The organism is Candidatus Poriferisodalis sp., assembly GCF_965208895.1.
Classification (GTDB): Bacteria; Actinomycetota; Acidimicrobiia; order Acidimicrobiales; family Poriferisodalaceae; genus Poriferisodalis.
Map to the genome: position 1 here is coordinate 1,110,497 of NZ_OZ242363.1, position 19,162 is coordinate 1,129,658.

The following is a 19,162-nucleotide window of genomic DNA, read 5'->3' on the forward strand; positions in this document are numbered from 1 at the left end:
GCCTCGGGGCTCAGTCGGCGGGCCGCACAGGCGCGCCGTCGGCGGTCCCCGCAGCGGCAAGAGCCGGTGCCGACGGTTCGGGCTCGCCGACGATCTCGACCGCTGGCTGGGGCCGCTTGTCGAACAGGAGCCGGGTGGCGTCTGGACGCGAATAGTGGCCGCTGGGATCGGCGGCCATCTTCGAGATCGCTATGGCAGACAGGTCGATCTCGGCGTAGACGATCCCCTCGGCGTGCTCGTCCAGCAGATCAGAGATCAGCAAGCCGTCGGGCCCGTAGACGCGGCTGCATCCGCCCCCGCCGCCGCCGAGCAGAGCGGCGTGCTGGTCGTTGTCGCAGAACAGCTCCATGCCCGCGGGACCCGTGACGGTGGTGGCCGCAAGAGCGAAGTTCGAGCCCTCCACCGCATAGAGCTGAGTGGCGTTCATGTTGACCTCCATCCCGAGGGCGTGGGCGCCGCCGCGGTACAGGCAGAAGGAGGGCCAGCTGGCCACGTGGACCTGCTCGCCCTGGCTGTACATCGCGAACTTGGTCAGCGGCTGAAGGTGCTCCCAGCAGTTGAGCGCGCCGAGCCGGCCCACCCCGGGCACATCGAGGACGTGGAGATGGCTTCCGTCGCCTTCGCCGAACATGGCCCGCTCGACATGGGTGGGCTTGAGCTTGCGGCGGGTGAACAGGACCTCTCCGTCGGAGCCGAAGATGAACTGGGCCATGTACAGCGAGCCGAAGTCCTTCTCGCTGGCCCCCATCACGACCGTGATCTCGTTCTCAGCGGCGGCCTGCGCCAGACGGTCGAACCTGGCGTCGCCGATCACGATCGAGTTGGCGTGATATTCGGGAACGAACCGCATGCCCAAGGCCTGGGCGTCGAGCCACAGGAAGTGCGGATAGCCGGGGATCCACAGCTCGGGGAAGGCGACCAGCCGGGCGCCGCTGGAGGCGGCTTCCGCTATCAGGGCGGTCGCCTTGTCGACTCCGGCTTCGGCGTCGAGCCAGCACGGCTCGGCCTGCACGGCTGCCACCTTGTATGGGCCCTCAGCGCTCACGGTCAGCACTCCCGGGGTGTGGTCGGGCTCCGGACGTCGGACGTCCGCAGCGGTTTGTGCCTCGGCACTAGGCAACGTATGGAGCGAGGGACGGCCGATCCTTCCCTGTGAGCGTGCAGTTGCTTTCCTGACAGCGCACATGCTGCTCGTGGGGGCTCTGCCGGTCCTCGCTGCGCTTAGTCTCTTGTTCGTCGGCGCGCCAGCCAGCGGTGGGGTGCGACATGAGCATCGCAGTGACAACCGACTCGGTATCGGCCAAGGAGCGGTTCGACTTCTGGCACGAGGTGATCTGCACGGCGTTCGTACGTCTCGAGGCCGAGACGCTGCCGTCCGAGCTGCCCTTCAGAGCCGAGATCGCGAGCGCTGATCTCGGTCCCCTGACCCTCAGCCGCGTCCGCGCCGAACCCCACGCAGTGCAGCGCTCCACCAGGTTCATCAACGAGGAGCCCCGCGACGAAGTGCTGGTCTCAGTGCAGCTCCGAGGCAACGCCGTCATCCAGCAGGACGACCGCCAAGCAGTGCTCGATCCCGGCGACTTCGCCTTGTACGACGCGACCCGCCCCTACGACCTCATCATGCGCGAGCAGTTCGAGATGCTCGTGTTCCAATTCGACCGCCAGTTCCTGATGGAGCGATGCCCTTCGCCCGAGCGGTTGACAGCGATGCGGATGTCCACCGACACCACGGTCACCGCCCCGGTGTCGGTGTTCCTGCGTTCGCTGGAGCCGCTGGCGCTTCGCCAAGAGAGCGCCGTGTCGCGTCAGCTGGCCACGAGCGCGCTGGACCTTCTCGGAGTGGCGCTCGCCGACCGTTTCGGCGACGACGGAAGCCCCAACGCCAAGCGCACCAAGCACTTCCTGAGAGCGTGCACCTACATGAACGCGTACGCATCGGACCCCGACCTCACCCCCGCCCGGATCGCCTCGTCGATCGGAGTGTCGCTGCGCTACCTGCAGGCCATTTTCAAAGAGCACGGCATGACGATGAACGAGTACCTGATCAAGCGCCGCCTCGCCCGATGCAGGGACGACCTGCTCAGTCCCTCGACCGCGGCCAGCACGATCACCGAGATCGCGCACAAGAACGGATTCAAGACCTCAGCCCACTTCTGGAGCCGCTTCACCCAGGCCTACGGCGTCTCCCCGAAACAGGTGAAGCAGGCGGGATCGACCCGCACCTGACCGCCGGAATCGGACGAGCTCGTGACTGCACACACCAAGACGGCGCGCCCTTCCGGACCAATGCGCCCTCCAGCCAGCTTCGCCGCGAACCTCGCCGCCAGCCGCCTGTACCTTGCCCGTTTCGCGGCCGCGCCCACGCTGCACCTCATCGGCGGTGTGCCCGCTGCCAGCGCTTCAGGCTCGACGTTCCCCAACCTGTCCCCCATCGACGCCAAACACCTCGGAGACGTGGCCGCCGGCGACGCCGCCGACATCGACGCAGCCGCCTCTGCGGCCCGCGACAGCTTCGAGGAGTGGTCCGCCACGCCGGGCAGCCAGCGCAAGCGGATCCTGCACGCAGTGGCCGACGCCGTCGAGGCCCGGGCCGACGAGATAGCGGTGGTCGAGTCGACAGACACCGGCCAAGCCATCCGGTTCATGTCGTCGGCCGCGCTGCGGGGAGCGGAGAACTTCCGGTACTTCGCCGACCAGGCGCCGGGCGCATCCGACGGGCTGGCGCTGCCCTCAGCGCACCACCTCAACTACACAGGCCGCCGCGCCATCGGCCCGGTGGGGGTCATCACACCGTGGAACACGCCGTTCATGCTGTCCACCTGGAAGATCGCCCCCGCCTTGGCAGCGGGCTGCACCGTGGTGCACAAGCCGGCGGAGTGGAGCCCCCTCACCGCCTGCCTGCTGGCTGAGACGGCGCTGGAGGCGGGACTGCCCTCGGGGGTGCTCAACGTCGTGCACGGCACGGGCGAGACCGCCGGGCGGGCACTGACAGAGCACCCCGACATCGCGGCGATCGCGTTCGTCGGAGAGTCCGCGACAGGCTCGGCCATCCAGGCGCAGTCGGCTGCCACCCTCAAGCGGCTCCACTTCGAGCTCGGCGGCAAGAACCCGGTGATCGTGTTCGAAGATGCCGACCTCGACCGGGCCCTCGACGCGGTGCTGTTCATGATCTACAGCCTCAACGGCGAGCGCTGCACCAGTTCGAGCCGCCTGCTCGTGCACCGCAGCATTCACGACGAATTCACCCGGCGGCTGGCGGCCCAGCTCGACAGCATCCGCATCGGGAATCCCCTCGACCCCGCCACCGTGATCGGCCCGCTGATCCATCCGCGCCACTGCGACCAGGTGCGAAGCTACATCGAGCTCGCCGAGACCGAGGGCGCCACCGTGATGCAGGGCACCGGCTGGGACGGCGCACCCCGCGGCGGCAACTACGTGGCCCCAACGCTGTTCGCCGGGGCCACCAACGACATGCGCATCGCCCGCGAGGAAATCTTCGGACCGGTACTCACCGTCATCGCCTTCGACGACGAAGCCGATGCGGTGACCCTCGCCAACGACACCGACTACGGGCTGGCCGCCTACGTGTGGACAAGCGATGTGGGCCGGGCACACCGGATGGCCGACGCGGTCGACGCCGGCATGGTGTGGGTCAACTCTCACAACGTCCGCCACCTGCCCACCCCCTTCGGCGGTACCAAGCGCAGCGGCATCGGGCGCGACGGCGGCGACTGGAGCCTCGACTTCTACACCGAGACCAAGAACGTGGCCGTCGCATACGACACCCACGACATCCCCAAGCTCGTCGGCTGATCGAGCCTCGCTCGGCAGATGCCGGCCGGATAAGAGCGCATAGGGGCTCCTCCGTGAACCTAGATCTGATGCTGATGGAGGCTGCTGGCATTCAGGGTTTCTCTTGAGAGGAGGTCCTGATGGTCGATTGAGAGCAGCAATGCGAGATCGGGCATCGCCTGGCGGTGCTTCGCCACGCCGAGGAAGTCTCCGGGAGCGTGGCTGCGACGTGCCGCTGCTACGGCATCAACCTGAGCCGGACAAGGCAGTCCACGTAGTATCGACATGTGGCGTTGCGGACGGTCTCTGGGAACGGCGACGCCGCCACGTCGGGCGAGCCGAACGCGAGCCTGCGTCCTGCCCAACGGGTACTGAGCGCTGCCGAAGCCGTCGAGCGCATGGCGGACAAGCGTCGCGACAAGCGTGGCTGCTACGCAATGTTCAGCTCATACCTCGGCGGCGTCGTCACCGATCCCACCGTCATGACCGTGCCGCTCGACGATCACATGGTTCACCGGGGCCACGGGGTCTTCGACACCTGCTCGCTGGTGAACGGCCGGCTGTACCGGCTCGGCATCCACATCGACCGGCTGCTTGCGAGCGCTGTGGGCGCGCGCCTTCGGGTTCCGTGGTCTCAAAGCGAGCTCATGCAGATGGTGGCCGATACGGCTGCTGCCTCGGGCGCCCGCGACGGCATCGTCCGATACTGGCTGACGCCCGGACCCGGCGGCTTCTCGTTCATGCCCGCCGAATGCGAGGAGCCATGCTTCTACTGCGTCGTGCTCGACCCAATGGGGTTCGGCGCCGGGAGCTTCGATCCGATGAGGGACGGCTTCCGCGAAGCGACGGTGCGCGAGACACCTCAAAAGCCGCCGCTGCTCGCCCAGATCAAGTCGAACAACTACCTGCTCAACGTGCTGACCCACCTGGAGGCAGCCGACGGCGGCGGTACGTTCGGCATCATCGTGGACGACGACGGCTACATCGCCGAGGCGTGCGTGCTGAACGTGTGCAGCGTGAGCAATGACGGCGTGTTCGTCACGCCCCCATTCGAGGGCATCCTGCACGGCATAACCATGCGCCGGCTGCTCGACCTGGCCCGAGGGCCGTTGTGCGACGAAGGCCTGCTGGCAAGCGTGGAGCAGCGGCCGCTGCGGGCCGACGAGGCACGCCGCGGTGCCGAGCTGATCATGTCGGGCGGCGATACCCACGTGTTCCCAGTGGTCGAGTGGGACGGCGCCCCGATCGGCGACGGCACGGTCGGACCGGTGGCGAAACGGCTGCACGAGCTCATCGAGGCCGAGACCGCCTCAGGCACCGGCTCGTCCGACGACTTCATTGCGGTGCCGTACCGGTAGCTCGTTCCCTGTACCGTTCGCATACCTGCCAATCCGATCCCGGCAGCTGCGTGGCTGAGCCCTCGAGGACTCGACATGGCCAATCCGATGCTCACGAAATTGACGGCGAGGGGATTTCGCTCGCTCGCTGACGTCTCGCTGTCGCTCGATCCACTTACGGTCCTAGTAGGACCCAACGGCTCCGGCAAGACCAACATTCTCAACGTCCTTCGTTTCTTGGCCTCGACCGTCCGGTTTGATCTCGCAGCAGCTGTTGATGACTGGGGCGGATATGACTTCGTCAGACGTCAGGATGGCCGTCCCTCGCGATCGCGTGTGACTTTGGGAATCCAAGGAATCGTAACGCGCCATGCAAGTGCAAATGCACCTGACGATTACCGACTCTCCTTCTATCAAACCCCTCGGGGATTGCTGAGCCGCGAAGAGTCGTTTGCTTTCAAGCGCACCAAGGGCCAAGGTCGGCGGATCACTGTCACGGGACGGAAGGTCGAATTTCGAAGGGACGATGTCGATGAGGCTCCTTCACGAACAAGAGAACTCGCCAGCCGACAGGCCACCGGATTGGCGACTTTGCCTGATTGGTCCGATAACGAGGGAGGCGAGGGCATTCGACTCCTCGCCGAGTTCCTCTCGAATATTCGCGTACTTGAGCCCGATGTAGACGCTGCACGCCAGCCTTCCCGGATCATCCCAGGCAGCCTCGCCGACGACGCGAGCAATCTCGCTCCGGCGCTGCATGGCTTGTCCAAGAATGATCCCGAGTCATTTGAGATCCTCCAAGGTGAAATGAGACAGTGCCTTCCTGGGTTAGAAGCAATTGAGTTTCAGCCAATGGGGGGCCCCGGCAAGGGCATGGTTGTCACACTGCGCGAAAAGGGTGTGCGCTCGCCGATTGAGCTTGCGGACGCGTCCTACGGGACCGTCAGGCTCCTCGCCTTGCTCACCGCGCTGCATGAGCCCGATCCTCCAGCGTTCACGGCGATCGAAGAGGCAGACCACGGCTTACATCCGTATGCGCTTGACTTGCTTGTCGAGCGGATGAGGGCGGCTTCGCGTCATACGCAGCTGCTGGTGACCACCCATGCACCTACCTTCGTGAATCAACTTCGGCCCAGTGAACTGGTTGTCTGCGATAGAGATTCCGAGACCGGCGCTTCGCTGATACCTAGGGTTTCAAGGAATGATTTGATGCGCATCAAGGTCAAGTCCAAGCTGCGACTTGGTGAACTCTGGTTCAGCGGAGCCTTGGGCGGCGTCCCGGACTGAGGCATCACGTGGCTCAGAATTCTCGGCCCACGAAACGTGGTCGCGCTCCGGTCGTACTCGTCTTTGGCGAGGGCATGAATGACACCCAGGCCATCAAGCGCCTGATCGAAGCGCTCTGCCCTGAACTCAAAGGACGCATCCAAGCCCGCCGCGAACCGACGTCGCTGCAGCGCGATGCATCGGAACAGTCCGTACTGGGATGGACAGACAGAATCGCCGATGTTGTGTACAGCAACGAACGACCTGTTGCGTGCATCTTCGTTCATCGGGATTCGGACATCGACGACCCGCAAGGCAGGCTGCAACAGGAGACGGAAACAGCACTCCGCGATTCCGGCCTCCCCAATGCTCACGCTGTCGTACCGGTCCACGAGATTGAGGCGTGGTGGTTGCTGTTTCCCGACGCCACCGAGCAACTTCGCCCTTCCGTTTGGAAGGACGCCCTTCAACGATCAAGCCGCAACTGGGACGCAGTGGCAAATCCGAAGGAGGAGCTCAGGGAGCGCACAGGCAGGGGCGACCGCAGGCACGCGTACTCGGAAGCAGACTCGCCGAGGATCGCCGAACACATCGCGTCCGCTATCGAGAGTGGGGTGGCGCTGACAGGCCTGAGCCCTTCGTTCGAACGCTTTCGCGACTCGGTTGCTGAGTGCTGCGCGACGGTTCCGTGACTGCATTGATCACGCGCGGGGCGCGACTGCCCACGAGGCGTCCGAGAAGCGCTCCACCTCCAGCGACGCGAACTGCTCGCGGGCCGTCGAGAGGTTGTGGGACACCTGCATTCGCAACCACGTCTCAGGCGACGATCCGAACGCCGCAGACAGCCTGAAGGCCATCTCGGTCGACACACCGCTGCGGCCGTTCACGAGACTCGACAACGCTTGTCTGGTCACGCCCAAGCCCTGCGCCGCCTGCGTGACCGTCAGTCTGAGCGGTTCCAAGCACTCCGACTTGATGACCTCGCCGGGATGGGGCGGATCGTGCATTGGCATGACCGGTTCCTCCGTAGATGTCGACGCACTTCGCGTCGGTTGCGTCCACCTACCAGTCTCGCTGAACGGGCACGTTAACGGCAGTTCGGTGGCTGTGACAGGGCCGTCCTAGGGTTCGCTCGTGGACCTCGCAGCCGATGTCGCCGACGGCAGAATCGATGCCCGACGGCTCGATCCACGCCCGGTGCAGACGAAGGATCCTGCCGATGTGCCGGTCAGCGTGGTGGGTCCTGATGGGCTCGGCGACTTCGTCGATGCACTGGCCGCCTCGGTGAGTCGTGCGATCGACACCGAGACCGAATACGAGCCGCGCGGTGTGGCGGCACGCGGCCACGTCCCGCAGTTGCGGGTGATCTCGGCGGCAACCCGTGCCCCCGACGGCACCGAACGCGCTTGGGTCGTTGACGTCACCACGCACGATCTGGCAGAACTGGCCACAGCACTGCACGACGGTCTCCGGGTGCAGGATCTGGCGTCGGATGCCTGGAATGCAAACTTCGACGATCGGGTCATCGACACCCATCTCATGGAGCCGGCCATCGCGGCTGGAGCGGCCGTCGGATCGCTGCGCTGGTGGGACGCGCAGCTTGCCGATGCCCTGCTGCACCAGGGCCTGACCGGGTTCGGCTTCTTCCACGGGCTGGCCTGGGCAGCCGAGCGCTACCTGGGGCTGCGCGTCGAGGGCAAGGCCACGACGCAGTTGTCATTCGGCGCCAATGGCCCGTTGAACGACCGCCAAGTGGCCTACGCCGCGGCGGATGCCGTCGAGACGCTGTGGGTATCCGACGTCCTGCGCGAACGCCTCCAGGAGGCTGGGCTGGAGGAGGTATGCCGCCTGGAGCAGTCGGCCCGGCCATTCCTGGACCGCATGGAGCGGGCGGGCTTGCCCTTCGATGCACGAGGGTGGGAGGCCGAGCTGGCCGAGCTGGCGATCCGGCGAACCGAGGTGCTGACACAGCTCGCTGAGCTGACCGGCGGCGGTCAAGGCGACCTGTTCGGCGGCGGCCTCGAACCGAACTGGAATCCAGACAGCGAATTGCAGGCACGTGATGTGCTGAATCGCTTCGCAGCCGACCGGGTTGAAGCGTGGACGCTGAAGGCCGATGGCCGCGCCCGGCCGTTGGCGCCCACCGACTCACTCGGCGCGTCGGTGCTCGCGGGCATCGGCGGCGACATCTGCACGGCGCTCCTGGCGTATCGCGATCTGTCCAAGACTCTCAGCACCTACGGCCGCACGATGTCTGAGCACCTGTGGCCCGATGGTCGGCTCCACCCGGAGTACCTGCAGGTGGTGGGCACCAACACGGGCCGGCTGGCCAGCCGCAATCCGAACGCGCAGAACTTCACCCCGCGTCTCAAGCCCTACATGAAGGCGCCGCCCGGTCGGGCCTTCGTGTATTCCGACCTCAGTCAGGCGGAATTGCGATTCGCCACACAGTTGGCCAGCGACGAGGGCCTGCGGGCAGCCTTCATCGCGGGCCACGACATTCACACCGCCACGGCGGAGCGGATGTTCGGCGTGCAGCTCGGCGGTCCGGCGGGCCTGGCGGCGCTGGACCGGCCCCGCTACGAGGAATTCCGCACGAAGGCCAAACGCATCAACTTCGGAATCCTGTACGGGCAGCGCGGCGCGGGGCTATCCCGCGGGCTGACTGATGCCGGCGTGCCCACCAGCCGCGGCGAGGCGGACGCGCTGATCGAGGCATACCTCGCCGCGTACCCCGGGATCGCCGCATGGGTCGACGAGCGTGACCGATCCATCGGGCACTTCGCGGCAACCTCGCTGGACGCCGACTGGCCGCTGTCGTTGCGCTTGGGAGCCCTGTGGCCGCGCACTGACGATGCCCGCCGGACACTGCGCAATCAGCAGCGTCGGCATCACAGTGCCGAGGAGGTCCACGAAGCGGTGGCCGCTGCGGAGCGTGCAGAGGCGATCGACGCTGGCCGATTCGCTCAGGGCCCGCAGATCGACCTGCGAGAGGTCAACGTCGCGGAGGTGGCATGGGCGCTGTCATTCGCGGCACCGGTGGTCGTGCGGTCCGACGGCGCTCCGTTGTCGTTCAGCTCCCGGACACCGGCTGGCCGTCGCCAGCAGTTCACCTTCTCGGTGGACTGGGTGCTGGGCGAAGCCGCGGCCGTGGTCGGTTGCTCGGCCAAGCCTCGCCCTGCAGCGGTATGGCGCCGGGTACTTCAGCGATTCGAGCTCGCTCCCCCGTCGGCTCCGGTGGGAGGATTGCTGCGACCAGCAGTGGAGAAGGTGCTCGAGCAGCGACATCTGCGGCGCGCAGTGATTGATGAGGTGGGCGTCGCGATGGGCGATGCCGACCAGCAGTTTCTGCTCCAGCGCGCGCTGCACACCCGGGTCGGCCAGATGGCCAACGCGTACCGCAACGCGCCGATCCAAGGCGGCGTGGCCGACGTGATGCTCGATGCATATGGACGCCTCGGCGAGATGCTGGCCCGTTACCCGACCGCAGATGCCGTGCAAACCGTGCACGACAGCGTCGTCATCGAGTGCGACGAACCTGACGCCCCGGCAATCGCCGCCGACGTCAAGGCGACGCTGGAAGCGGCGATGTCACACTGGTGCCCCGATGTGCCCACCGTGGCCGACACCGACATTCGCACGAGCCTGTCCGAAACCTCGATCCTGACCGAGGTGGGCTGACCTGATCCCGCCGCCCGCCAAGCGAGGCCCTCTGGCGGTTCCCGAGGCGACTGGGCAGATCTCGCTGAGGTCGGTGACTTGGGACCGGCGCGGGCAGGTCGCCGAAGGGGCTACGAATACCCGCGCTTGCGGCAGGTCAAGCCCCGCTACCGCACCTACCGACTCTGGTCCTCAGCGGGCACGCGTTGCCACGGCACCGTTCTCTGCAAATTGGTTCTCGCGTCGGCCCGTGAGCACATAGGCCGCCATGGCGACGATCACCGCGGCACCCATGCCAGCGATCACCGTGCGCAGCCCGACCAACTCGGCCAGAGCGCCCGCCGGAGTGGCAGTGAGCGCAAAAGCCGCGAAGGCCAACTGCAGCAACGACTGCACCCGGCCTTGGTGTGCGTCGTCGCTTGCTCGCATCGATAGCACTTGGGACAAGGTCATGAAACCGGTGGCGGCAGCGCCCACGCCGGCGGCGAACGCCATGGCGACCCAATAGGAAGGCGAGAGGCCCAAGGCGATGACGGTGGCACCGAAACCGAATCCCGAAATCACGAGGAGCTGCGGTGCACTCGAAGAATCGGCGCGCTTCGCGAGCATGGCTGCGGCGGCGACCGCGCCAACCGCTGTTGCCGAGGTGAGATAGCCCACATCCGCTTCGCTGCGTTCGAATAATCCCTCCACAAGCGCTGGCAAGAAGACGATGTAGCTGAAGCCGAACATGATTACCGTTGTCGAGACGACAATCACCCGTCGGAGCCGCGGTCGACCGACCACATAGCGGACGCCCTCGGCGATGTCAGCCAGGGCGCTGCCTAACGCGGACGCCACCGAGGCGAAGGCACCACGCCGCGAATGCACGGACATCTCGGCATCAGCAGCGACGTCTGACGCTGCGTGGCTTGCAGCCGCGGGTCGACCGGGCGCCACAACGCGAGTCTCCGGAAGCGGCAGCAGGAGCACAAGGCTGACCGCGGCACATGTCGCCGAGACGAAATAGGCGCCGGCAAATCCGAACAAAGCAGTGCCCGCCAGGGTGCCCGCCAACGACGGGGCGAAGAGCCGACTGCCGCTCATCGACAGCGATGACAGCGTGATGGCATTGCCGACTCGTTCACGACCCACAATCTCTGTGGTCATCGAGATGCGAGCGGGTCCGATCAACCCGAACATCAGCCCCTGCAGGCCGGCAGCCACGAGCAGCATCCAGAAACTGATCGTGCCGGTTGCCACCGCCACGCCCATGCCGACCGCGGTGAGCGTCAGTATCAGCTGGCCCGCCAGCATCAGCCGCCGCTTGGACAGACGGTCGGCCGCGACCCCGCCCAGCGGCGTGGCCAGCAGCAATGCGACGCCGAACGGAAGGTAGACGAGCCCGAGCGCTCCCTCTCGTTCGGTGAGATCCCAAGCCAGCAGTCCGCGCAGCAGGAACTGCATGTGAACGCTGACGAACGAGAATGCGCCGCTCCACCACAGCGCTCGGAACGCCGGCACACGCAGCGAAGTGAACATGCCCGCGCTGCTGCCCGTTCCGACTGCGCCACCGGGCGACCGCAGTGCGCCTGAAACATGGCTGCCCGTCGCCGGCGTGGCGTGGGCAGATCGTGCATCTTCGGCGAGCGCCCCATCGCGCTTCGTCGCTGGGGTCGCGCCGGGAGCGGGTACAGCGGCCGAATTCCGACGGGCCGCGATCTCGGAGGCCGAATCGGTCATGCCGGGGATTGACGCTAGCGGCCCGCTTCGCCGCTGAACGGGGAGGAAGCCCTCGCCGACAAGCTCCCAGTCGCCCCTGCCGCCGTCGCGACGGCGGCGGCTAGCGTCATCGCGTCCCGCAGTCCGCGAAGGCGGACACGAGACTCGCTCACACGCAACCAGGAGATTTCCCAGATGCCGCGCCTTGACCTCAGCGGAACCTCAGCCATCGTCACCGGCGGCGCGTCGGGCATCGGCGAGGCCAGCGCACGCCAGCTCGCCGACGCAGGCGCTCATGTCGTCATCGCCGACCTGCAGGACGACCTCGGCACCGAGGTGGCTTCGTCTTTGGGCGGTTTGTTCGTGCGCTGCGACGTCACCAGCGTCGACGACGCCAGCGCAGCCGTCGATGCCGCATCGGAGATGGGGCCGCTGCGAGCGTTAGTCAATTCGGCCGGGCTGGGCCGCGCAGGGCGCACCATCGACCGCAACAACGTGCCGATGGACCTCGAGCAGTTCCGCTTCGTCATCAACGTGAACCTGATCGGCTCGTTCAACATGCTCGCCCAAGCTGCGTCAGCGATGGCCAAGACCGAACCCGCCGATGCCGACGGGTCACGCGGCGCTGTGGTGAATATGGCCTCGGTCGCGGCATTCGACGGCCAGATCGGCCAAGCCGCCTACTCGGCCTCCAAAGGCGGCGTGGTGGGCATGACCCTGCCGATCGCCCGTGACCTGTCCGCTACCGGCATCCGTGTCAACACGATCGCACCGGGCCTCATTGATACGCCGATCTACGGCGAAGGCGAGCAGTCCGATCAGTTCAAGGCGCACCTGGGCCAGAGCGTGCTGTTCCCCAAGCGGCTCGGCTACGGCGAAGAGCTCGCCTTCATGGTCATGGAGTGCATCACCAACCCGTACATGAACGGCGAGGTCATCCGGGTCGACGGCGGCATCCGGCTGCCCCCGCGCTAGTCGACATCTCTGGCCGCCTACAAGGCCGGACGAATGGGTGTGCCCATCGCGGAAAAGGCACTACCCGCCCCTCGATGCTCACGGCGAGCCCAGCGCGTCAGCCGGCTGCGACGCGCCGAGCGTTCAGCCGGTCGCGCCCGCCAGAAACTCGGCGATGGCGTTGTTGAACGCCTCGGGCTGTTCTTGGTTGGCGAGGTGGCCGGCGTGGGCGATCTCGGCATAGCGAGCATCGGGGATTCCCTCCGCAAGCCGCTGCGACGCGCGCGGTGGAGTGACCTCGTCGTGCTCCCCCACCACCACCAGCGTCGGCGCTGCGATGCGACCGAGGTCCGGGTAGTGGTTCGATTCGGCCATCGAGTCGCACGCCCACTGGTAGCAGGGCATGCGGATTGACGGGATCATCATGTCGGCGACATGAGATCGAAGATCGTCGGCTGCATCGGGGCTGACGAGCCGCTGCGCCCGTGCGGCGGCGAAGCCTTCGGGACCCAGGTCGACGAAGTCGATCGCCCGCGCACGCATGGCTTCCGCCTGTTCGGGCTTGGTTCCAGCGCCGGCACTCGAGTCGGCCAGAACGAGCGCCGAGACCAGCTGAGGGTGGCGCAGAACCAGCCGGGTCGCGGTGACGCCGCCCCACGAGACACCGAGCACGGCGACCGGGCCACCTGACTCTGCAGAGATGAGCGACGCAGCCGCATCAGCCCAGCCGTCGATGCCGGGGGCGTCGTCGGGATCAGCCGAATAGCGGTAGCCAGGAGCGTCCCAGGCCACCAGCCGCATCCCCAGGCGCTCAGCCAGCGGGCGCTGACCCAGAAAGGCATCAGCGCACGAGCCGATGCCGTGCAGGCACAGCAGCACCGGCGCGTCATGGGCACCGTAGGACCAGCGAAAGATGCTGCTCATGCCGCCTCCCCCACTACGGGAGAATCGCCGACCACGCTCGCTCGCCGGCTCCCCAGCGCAGATCCAGTTGGCGCGCGCATGTCGTGCTTGGCGAAGGAAGAGCGGAGATTCGAGCTGGCGTGCAGAGCGCTCACGGGTTCAGGCGCACCTGCGCCAACGGGGTCGGCACGCCGGCTACGGGGGCACGGGTGCGATAGATGCAGCCGCCGTCGTCGGTGCCGCCGCCGGTCACGACATAGAGATCGCGCATGTCGGCACCGCCGAAACAGACGCTGGTGACGAAGTGGTCGGGCACCGGCACGGCAACGTCCGACTCACCGTCGGGCGTGTAGCGCTGCACCCGGCCGCCTTCAGCCAGCGCCACCCACACGCCGCCTTCGACATCCACCGCCAAGCCGTCAGGCACTTTGCCTTCCCGCACGAACTCCCGACGGTTGGAAACCGCGTCGCCGTCCACATCGGACACCCACACCCGGCCCGGGATGCTGTCGGAGTGGTACAGGCGTGAGCCGTCGGGCGAGAAGCCGATGCCGTTCGTGAGCCGCACGTCGCCGTACACCTCGTCAGCGGAGCCGTCGAGGTTGATGCGGTACAGCTCGCCCGGCACGTCGGCAGACGACTCGTCGAAGGGATTGCGTCGCAGCGAACCGACATAGACGCGACCCACCGCATCGGTGTGCATGTCGTTGAAGCCGGCGACATCGGGAGCGAACAGCACCTCCGAGCCGGCGTCGGTGACGTGCTGGATGTTGCGTCCGCTCACCACGACGCCGCCGTCGGCGTGCAGCACCATGCCGCCCACCCCCCGACGCTTCGGCACCACGACCTCGATCTCGCCGTCGGGCCTCCGCCGACGCACACCGCCGTTGGGCACATCGGAGAAATAGAGGTTGTCGTGCTGGTCCACCCGGGGCCCTTCGATCAACCCCCATCCCGAACTCAGCAGCTCCAACTCGAATACATCGCTCATTGAGCTCTCCCCCGCTCCAGGTCCTGACACTCATCCATCGGCCATCGGTGTGCGGACACTAACGAACGCAGCGAGAACCGGCGCAGGGCCGACGAACTCATGCGGTTGCGATATGTCGGCGCTCGGGAATCTCGATTTTCCGGATTCAACGTGACAGCCCCTCGGTACTCTGCGGCCGTGCGAATCCTGCATACCTCCGACTGGCACCTGGGCCGAAGATTCCATGGCGCGTCGTTGATGCACGAGCAGCAAGAAGTCGTTGACCGCCTCGTCGATCTGGCAGCGGAAGCCAAGGTCGACCTCGTGGTCATTGCGGGCGATTTGTACGACAGAGCGATTCCCCCAGCCGACGCCGTGAGGCTCTTCGACGACGCACTGGTACAACTGCGCGCAACCGGAGCGAAGGTCGTGGCGATCGTCGGCAATCACGATTCGCCGTCTCGAGTTGCGATTGCCGATCGGGTCCTCGAACAAGCGGGCGTGACCGTCCGAGGCGATGTCGGCCGATGTCTGCAGCCCGTGCAGATCGACGCCGACGACAACGGACCACCAGTTCTCGTCTATCCGGTGCCCTACCTCGAGCCAGCACTTGCCGGCCAGGTTCTCAACAAGCTCGGTGCACTGTCCAGCGAGGCCTCCGACGTCGCAGATTCTGAGGCTGAAGATGCTGAGACCGCGGATCGTGAGCGAACTCGACGCGCCAATCACCACGACGTCACAGCGCACGCAACGGCATTGATCCGCCGACACGCCACCGCTGCGGGCGCCACTCGCACGATCGTGGTGGCGCACACGTTCGTCGATGGAGGCACGACCACCGATTCCGAGCGCGATCTCAGCATCGGCAACATCGACCGTGTCGACCTCGAAGTATTCGACGGCTTCGACTACGTCGCGCTCGGCCATCTGCACCGCAGCCAACCCTTCGACAACGGCCGAATCGCCTACTCAGGCAGCCCGCTCGCGTACTCGTTCTCCGAGGAAGACCAGATCAAGTCGGTGCGCATCGTCGAGATGGATGCCGCCGGGCGCTGCTGCACCGAGATCGTTCCGCTCGGCGTCGGCCTTCCGCTGCGCACGCTGTGCGGCCGATTGGCCGACCTCCTCCGAGACCCTGCGTTCGACGATGCCGAGCAGGCTCGGGTGCGGTTCCAGCTCACCGACCCCGAGTTGCCGTTGCAAGCTATGAAGAGGCTGCAAGCCCGTTTTCGGCACGCCGTGGCGCTCGAACACCATCCCGAAGGGCGAATGTCGCCCGGCAGCCAAGACGTGGTCGGCGCCGTGGAGAACTCAGAGAGCCCGCTCGACCTCATCCGGCGATTCTGGGCAGATCAGCACGGCGCCGACGCGTCAGATGCCCAGGAGGAGGTGCTGGCCTCGGCGCTCGCGGCTGCCGCCGCCGGGAACGAGACATGAGACCGCACCGCCTCGCGTTCTGCGCCTTGGGTCCCTACCCTGCAGAGACCGCGATCGACTTCGACCAGCTCGTCGCAGATGGGCTGTTCTTGATCTGGGGCCCGACTGGTGCCGGCAAGACATTCCTGCTCGACGCGCTGTGCTTCGCTCTGTACGGCGAGGTGCCCGGAGAGCGCCGCCATGACGCCCTCCGCTCGGATCATGCCCCGCCTCATGCGTCTCCCTTGGTCGAACTCGAGTTCACCGCCCAAGGCACCCGCTGGCGCATCTGTCGCACTCCTTGGCATGAGCGTGCCAAGAAGCGAGGCGAAGGCACCACCGAGAACAAGCCCGAGGCGACTCTGGAGCGACGGGAAGGAGAACAATGGCGTGCCGTCGCGCAGCGGATTGCCGAGGTGAATGCCGAAGTCACCCGGCTGATCGGCCTCACCGCCTCGCAGTTCCAGCAGGTCGTCCTGCTCCCCCAAGGGCGATTCGAGAAAGTGCTTCGGTCCAAATCCGATGAGCGCGAGAAACTGCTGCTCACGCTGTTCGACACGTCGATCTATGCGTCGGCGGCGAGTTGGCTGGACGAACAGGCCAAGCATCGGCGAGACACAGCAGCAGGCATCGAGCGCGAACTCCTCGGCCTACGCAGCCGGGCAGCCGATCGGTGGAGCGAGGAGTTCCCCTTCGACGAGAGCGGCGGATCACCCGACGATTCTGCTGAGCCATCGGGGGCCGCAGACTCGGCCGATGCGCCATGGCCCGCCGATCAGATCGAACTCGACGAACTCTTGAAACGAGCGCAGTCGGTTGCCGGCGATGCCGCTGCGATAGCGGCGACTGCCGAGGCAAGGCAGCGCTCGGCCAACGAAGACCACAGCTGCGCGACACAACTCGCAGGCCGGTGGGATCGGCGCGAGGGCCTTCGGCATAAGCTGAGCAGGCTCGTCAATGCCATGGCCGACATCAAGGCGAAGCGGGAAGCCCTCAGCCTCGCCGACGACGCCGAAGCGCTGCGACAAGTGCTTGACGACGAACAGAGCAGGCGCGGGAAACTCGCTCAGCGTGCTGCGCTTGTGTCAGCGCACTACGCAGCCTTGCGCGAGAGCTTGGCCGAGACGCTGAACCTCCCCGACACTTTCGCCATCCCGTCCGTCGACGACCCAGCGTTGCAGAGCCGCCTTGCGCACCTTGGCACGCAGATCGCCCTTCACCTGGACAAGCTCAGCAAGTTCGCCGACGACGCCAGCACCGCAGGCCAGCGAGAGTCAGATGCCGCTGCTAAGCGGGATGCCGCCGCCGCCCACCTCGATCGACAAGAACAGCTGGAACGTGCCGCCGCAGAGCACGATTCCGAGAGCAAAGAAGCTGAAAGGGAGCTTCGCGATGCCAAATCGGCCGCTGATCGAATCTCGGCGCTCACAGCCGCCGCGACGAGCGCACATGAGCGGGCTGAAGCGGCCGTCGGCCTTCAATCACTGGCACCTGAACTCAGCGACGCCACAAGGTCCTTGCAGTCCGCAAAAGACTCAACCTTCGATCGCCGCGATGAAGAACTCGACTTGCGACGTCGTTACCTCGATGGAATCGCTGCCGTGCTTGCAGGCTCGCTTGTCAACGCTGAGCCGTGCCCCGTCTGCGGTTCGGCGGAGCATCCGAACCCAGCCGAGCCTGCCGGCGACGCCGTCCGTTTCGAGCATCTCGAAGCCGCCTCGGCTGCCGTCGAGCGCGCCGTCGAAGCCGAAGAGCGTGCGGGCGACGTGCTGCAGGGCATCAAATCCCGGATTGGTGAATTGCGCGGACGGGCCGGTGACGTTGCCGATGATGCGGACACTGCAGCCAGACAGTCGGAGTCTGCCGCCGCCGAGCTAACAGCTGCCACGGAGCTGGCCGGCAAGCAGCCAGCACTGCAGGATGTGCTTGCGGACCACCAGAGCAAGGCGAAGTCGGCACGGCAACAGTCCGGGAAAGCTGGTACCGCCGCGGCACTCGCCCTCGCTGCGGCCGAGGCGGCAGAGGGCGACGCCAGAGAACTGAGATCCAAGATCAGCCAAGCGATCGGCGAACTCGACCTCGACGAAGCCGTGGCCGGTCTCCAAGCTGTCGAATCATGTCTCGACGAATTGCAGACTTCCGTTGAGGATCAGACGAAGGCCCGAACTGCGCTCGACGCATTGGCCGGCACGCTCGCAGCACAGCTCGAAAGCTCCCCGTTCACCACTTCTGACGAGGCTCAATCCGCATTGCTTGATGCCACTGCACGCGAAGAGTTGCGAGACGAAGTGGCGCGCCATGACCAAGCGATGCATGACACTCAACGCGACCTCCGTGCAGATGACTTGGAGTGCCTGCCCGATGATCGACCCGATACGCACGCGAGCCAAGAAGCCGCGGAGGCGGCGACCGCAGCGGCCAAGAAGACCGGAGAACATCACACCCGCATCGCAAGCGCCAGAGATGCAATCGGCGATTGGGCCGATGAGCATCGAAATGTAGACGCTGAGTACGCAAGCGCCCTCGCCGACGCCGAACTCTGGACCGCTGCCGCCAACCGTTGCAGCGGACGACTTCCTCCGAAGGTGTCACTGCAGCGATGGGTGCTGTCGGCCTACTTAGAACAGATATGCGGGTTTGCCAGCCGTCGACTCGGTGCCATGAGCGGCGGCCGGTACCGACTCAGCGTCTACCGCGAGGGCGAACGGCAAGGCGCCAAGGCCGGACTCGGCCTGCGCGTTCACGACGCCCACACGGGCGCCGAACGCGAGGTCTCCACACTCTCGGGCGGCGAGACCTTCCAAGCGTCGCTGTCGCTTGCGCTCGGCGTCGCCGATGTAGTGACTGCTCGCACCGGCGGCGTGCATCTCGACGTTCTTTTCGTCGATGAAGGCTTCGGAACCCTCGACAGCGAAGCGTTGCAGCTCGCCATGGACGAACTGGACCGCTTGCGCGAGGGCGGCCGCGCCGTTGGCCTCATCAGTCACGTTTCCGAATTGCGCGAACGCATTCACACTGGCATCGAAGTCCATCGAACGGACAAGGGCTCCGATATCACCGTCGGCCCGATATCCCAGATCTGACCCCGGGCTCTGAACTGATCGCCAGGGCGCCGCCTTTACCGACGCACGAATCGGCTTACGTCACCGCTGCGAAAACCAGC

The 19,162-nt window shown here is 66.2% G+C and carries 14 protein-coding genes; 9 read left to right on the forward strand and 5 right to left on the reverse strand.

Annotated features, from left to right (window positions below; all coding sequences use genetic code 11):
- Positions 1–10 precede the first annotated feature (10 nt).
- Positions 11–1,045: a carbon-nitrogen hydrolase family protein gene (locus ACOGJB_RS05040; RefSeq protein WP_419839717.1), complete on the reverse strand. Its 1,035-nt coding sequence runs from the start codon at positions 1,043–1,045 to the stop codon at positions 11–13.
- Positions 1,046–1,266: 221 nt separating this feature from the next.
- On the opposite strand from ACOGJB_RS05040, the gene ACOGJB_RS05045 reads away from it, so the two are divergent.
- The 5 genes from ACOGJB_RS05045 (at position 1,267) to ACOGJB_RS05065 (ending at position 7,087) form a co-directional block, all read left to right on the forward strand.
- The gene (locus ACOGJB_RS05045) at positions 1,267–2,226 is read left to right on the forward strand and encodes a helix-turn-helix domain-containing protein (RefSeq protein WP_419839718.1); all 960 of its coding nucleotides are present in this window, start codon (positions 1,267–1,269) and stop codon (positions 2,224–2,226) included.
- 60 nt (positions 2,227–2,286) lie between these two features.
- Complete coding sequence (gene hpaE / locus ACOGJB_RS05050; protein ID WP_419839719.1) at positions 2,287–3,813, forward strand: 5-carboxymethyl-2-hydroxymuconate semialdehyde dehydrogenase; 1,527 nt, start codon at positions 2,287–2,289, stop codon at positions 3,811–3,813.
- Between the two features lie 266 nt (positions 3,814–4,079).
- Positions 4,080–5,150 carry an aminotransferase class IV gene (locus tag ACOGJB_RS05055; protein ID WP_419839720.1) on the forward strand — a complete coding sequence of 357 codons (1,071 nt, stop codon included), beginning with the start codon at positions 4,080–4,082 and terminating at the stop codon, positions 5,148–5,150.
- 75 nt (positions 5,151–5,225) lie between these two features.
- A complete protein-coding gene (locus ACOGJB_RS05060) occupies positions 5,226–6,416 on the forward strand; it encodes an AAA family ATPase (RefSeq protein ID WP_419839721.1) in 1,191 nt (396 codons plus the stop codon).
- 74 nt (positions 6,417–6,490) lie between these two features.
- Complete coding sequence (locus ACOGJB_RS05065) at positions 6,491–7,087, forward strand: hypothetical protein (RefSeq protein WP_419839722.1); 597 nt, start codon at positions 6,491–6,493, stop codon at positions 7,085–7,087.
- A 9-nt stretch (positions 7,088–7,096) separates the two neighbouring features.
- Here ACOGJB_RS05065 and ACOGJB_RS05070 read toward each other — a convergent pair whose 3' ends face one another.
- Positions 7,097–7,408 carry a HigA family addiction module antitoxin gene (locus ACOGJB_RS05070; protein WP_419839723.1) on the reverse strand — a complete coding sequence of 104 codons (312 nt, stop codon included), beginning with the start codon at positions 7,406–7,408 and terminating at the stop codon, positions 7,097–7,099.
- A 121-nt stretch (positions 7,409–7,529) separates the two neighbouring features.
- Here ACOGJB_RS05070 and ACOGJB_RS05075 point away from each other — a divergent pair, with 121 nt between their 5' ends.
- A complete protein-coding gene (locus ACOGJB_RS05075) occupies positions 7,530–10,076 on the forward strand; it encodes a DNA polymerase (RefSeq protein WP_419839724.1) in 2,547 nt (848 codons plus the stop codon).
- A gap of 171 nt (positions 10,077–10,247) precedes the next feature.
- On the opposite strand, the gene ACOGJB_RS05080 is transcribed toward ACOGJB_RS05075, so the two are convergent.
- Positions 10,248–11,777, reverse strand: a complete 1,530-nt coding sequence (locus tag ACOGJB_RS05080; protein WP_419839725.1) for an MFS transporter — start codon at positions 11,775–11,777, stop codon at positions 10,248–10,250.
- A 174-nt stretch (positions 11,778–11,951) separates the two neighbouring features.
- Here ACOGJB_RS05080 and ACOGJB_RS05085 point away from each other — a divergent pair, with 174 nt between their 5' ends.
- Positions 11,952–12,731: an SDR family NAD(P)-dependent oxidoreductase gene (locus ACOGJB_RS05085; RefSeq protein WP_419839726.1), complete on the forward strand. Its 780-nt coding sequence runs from the start codon at positions 11,952–11,954 to the stop codon at positions 12,729–12,731.
- 123 nt (positions 12,732–12,854) lie between these two features.
- Here ACOGJB_RS05085 and ACOGJB_RS05090 read toward each other — a convergent pair whose 3' ends face one another.
- Positions 12,855–13,634, reverse strand: coding sequence for an alpha/beta fold hydrolase (locus ACOGJB_RS05090; RefSeq protein WP_419839727.1), 780 nt, complete (start codon positions 13,632–13,634; stop codon positions 12,855–12,857).
- A gap of 130 nt (positions 13,635–13,764) precedes the next feature.
- Positions 13,765–14,604 carry an SMP-30/gluconolactonase/LRE family protein gene (locus tag ACOGJB_RS05095; RefSeq protein WP_419839728.1) on the reverse strand — a complete coding sequence of 280 codons (840 nt, stop codon included), beginning with the start codon at positions 14,602–14,604 and terminating at the stop codon, positions 13,765–13,767.
- A gap of 177 nt (positions 14,605–14,781) precedes the next feature.
- On the opposite strand from ACOGJB_RS05095, the gene ACOGJB_RS05100 reads away from it, so the two are divergent.
- Positions 14,782–16,020, forward strand: a complete 1,239-nt coding sequence (locus ACOGJB_RS05100; protein WP_419839729.1) for an exonuclease SbcCD subunit D — start codon at positions 14,782–14,784, stop codon at positions 16,018–16,020.
- Positions 16,017–19,082, forward strand: a complete 3,066-nt coding sequence (locus ACOGJB_RS05105; protein WP_419839730.1) for an AAA family ATPase — start codon at positions 16,017–16,019, stop codon at positions 19,080–19,082. The genes ACOGJB_RS05100 and ACOGJB_RS05105 overlap by 4 nt, the downstream gene beginning before the upstream one ends.
- The last annotated feature ends 80 nt before the right edge of the window (positions 19,083–19,162 follow it).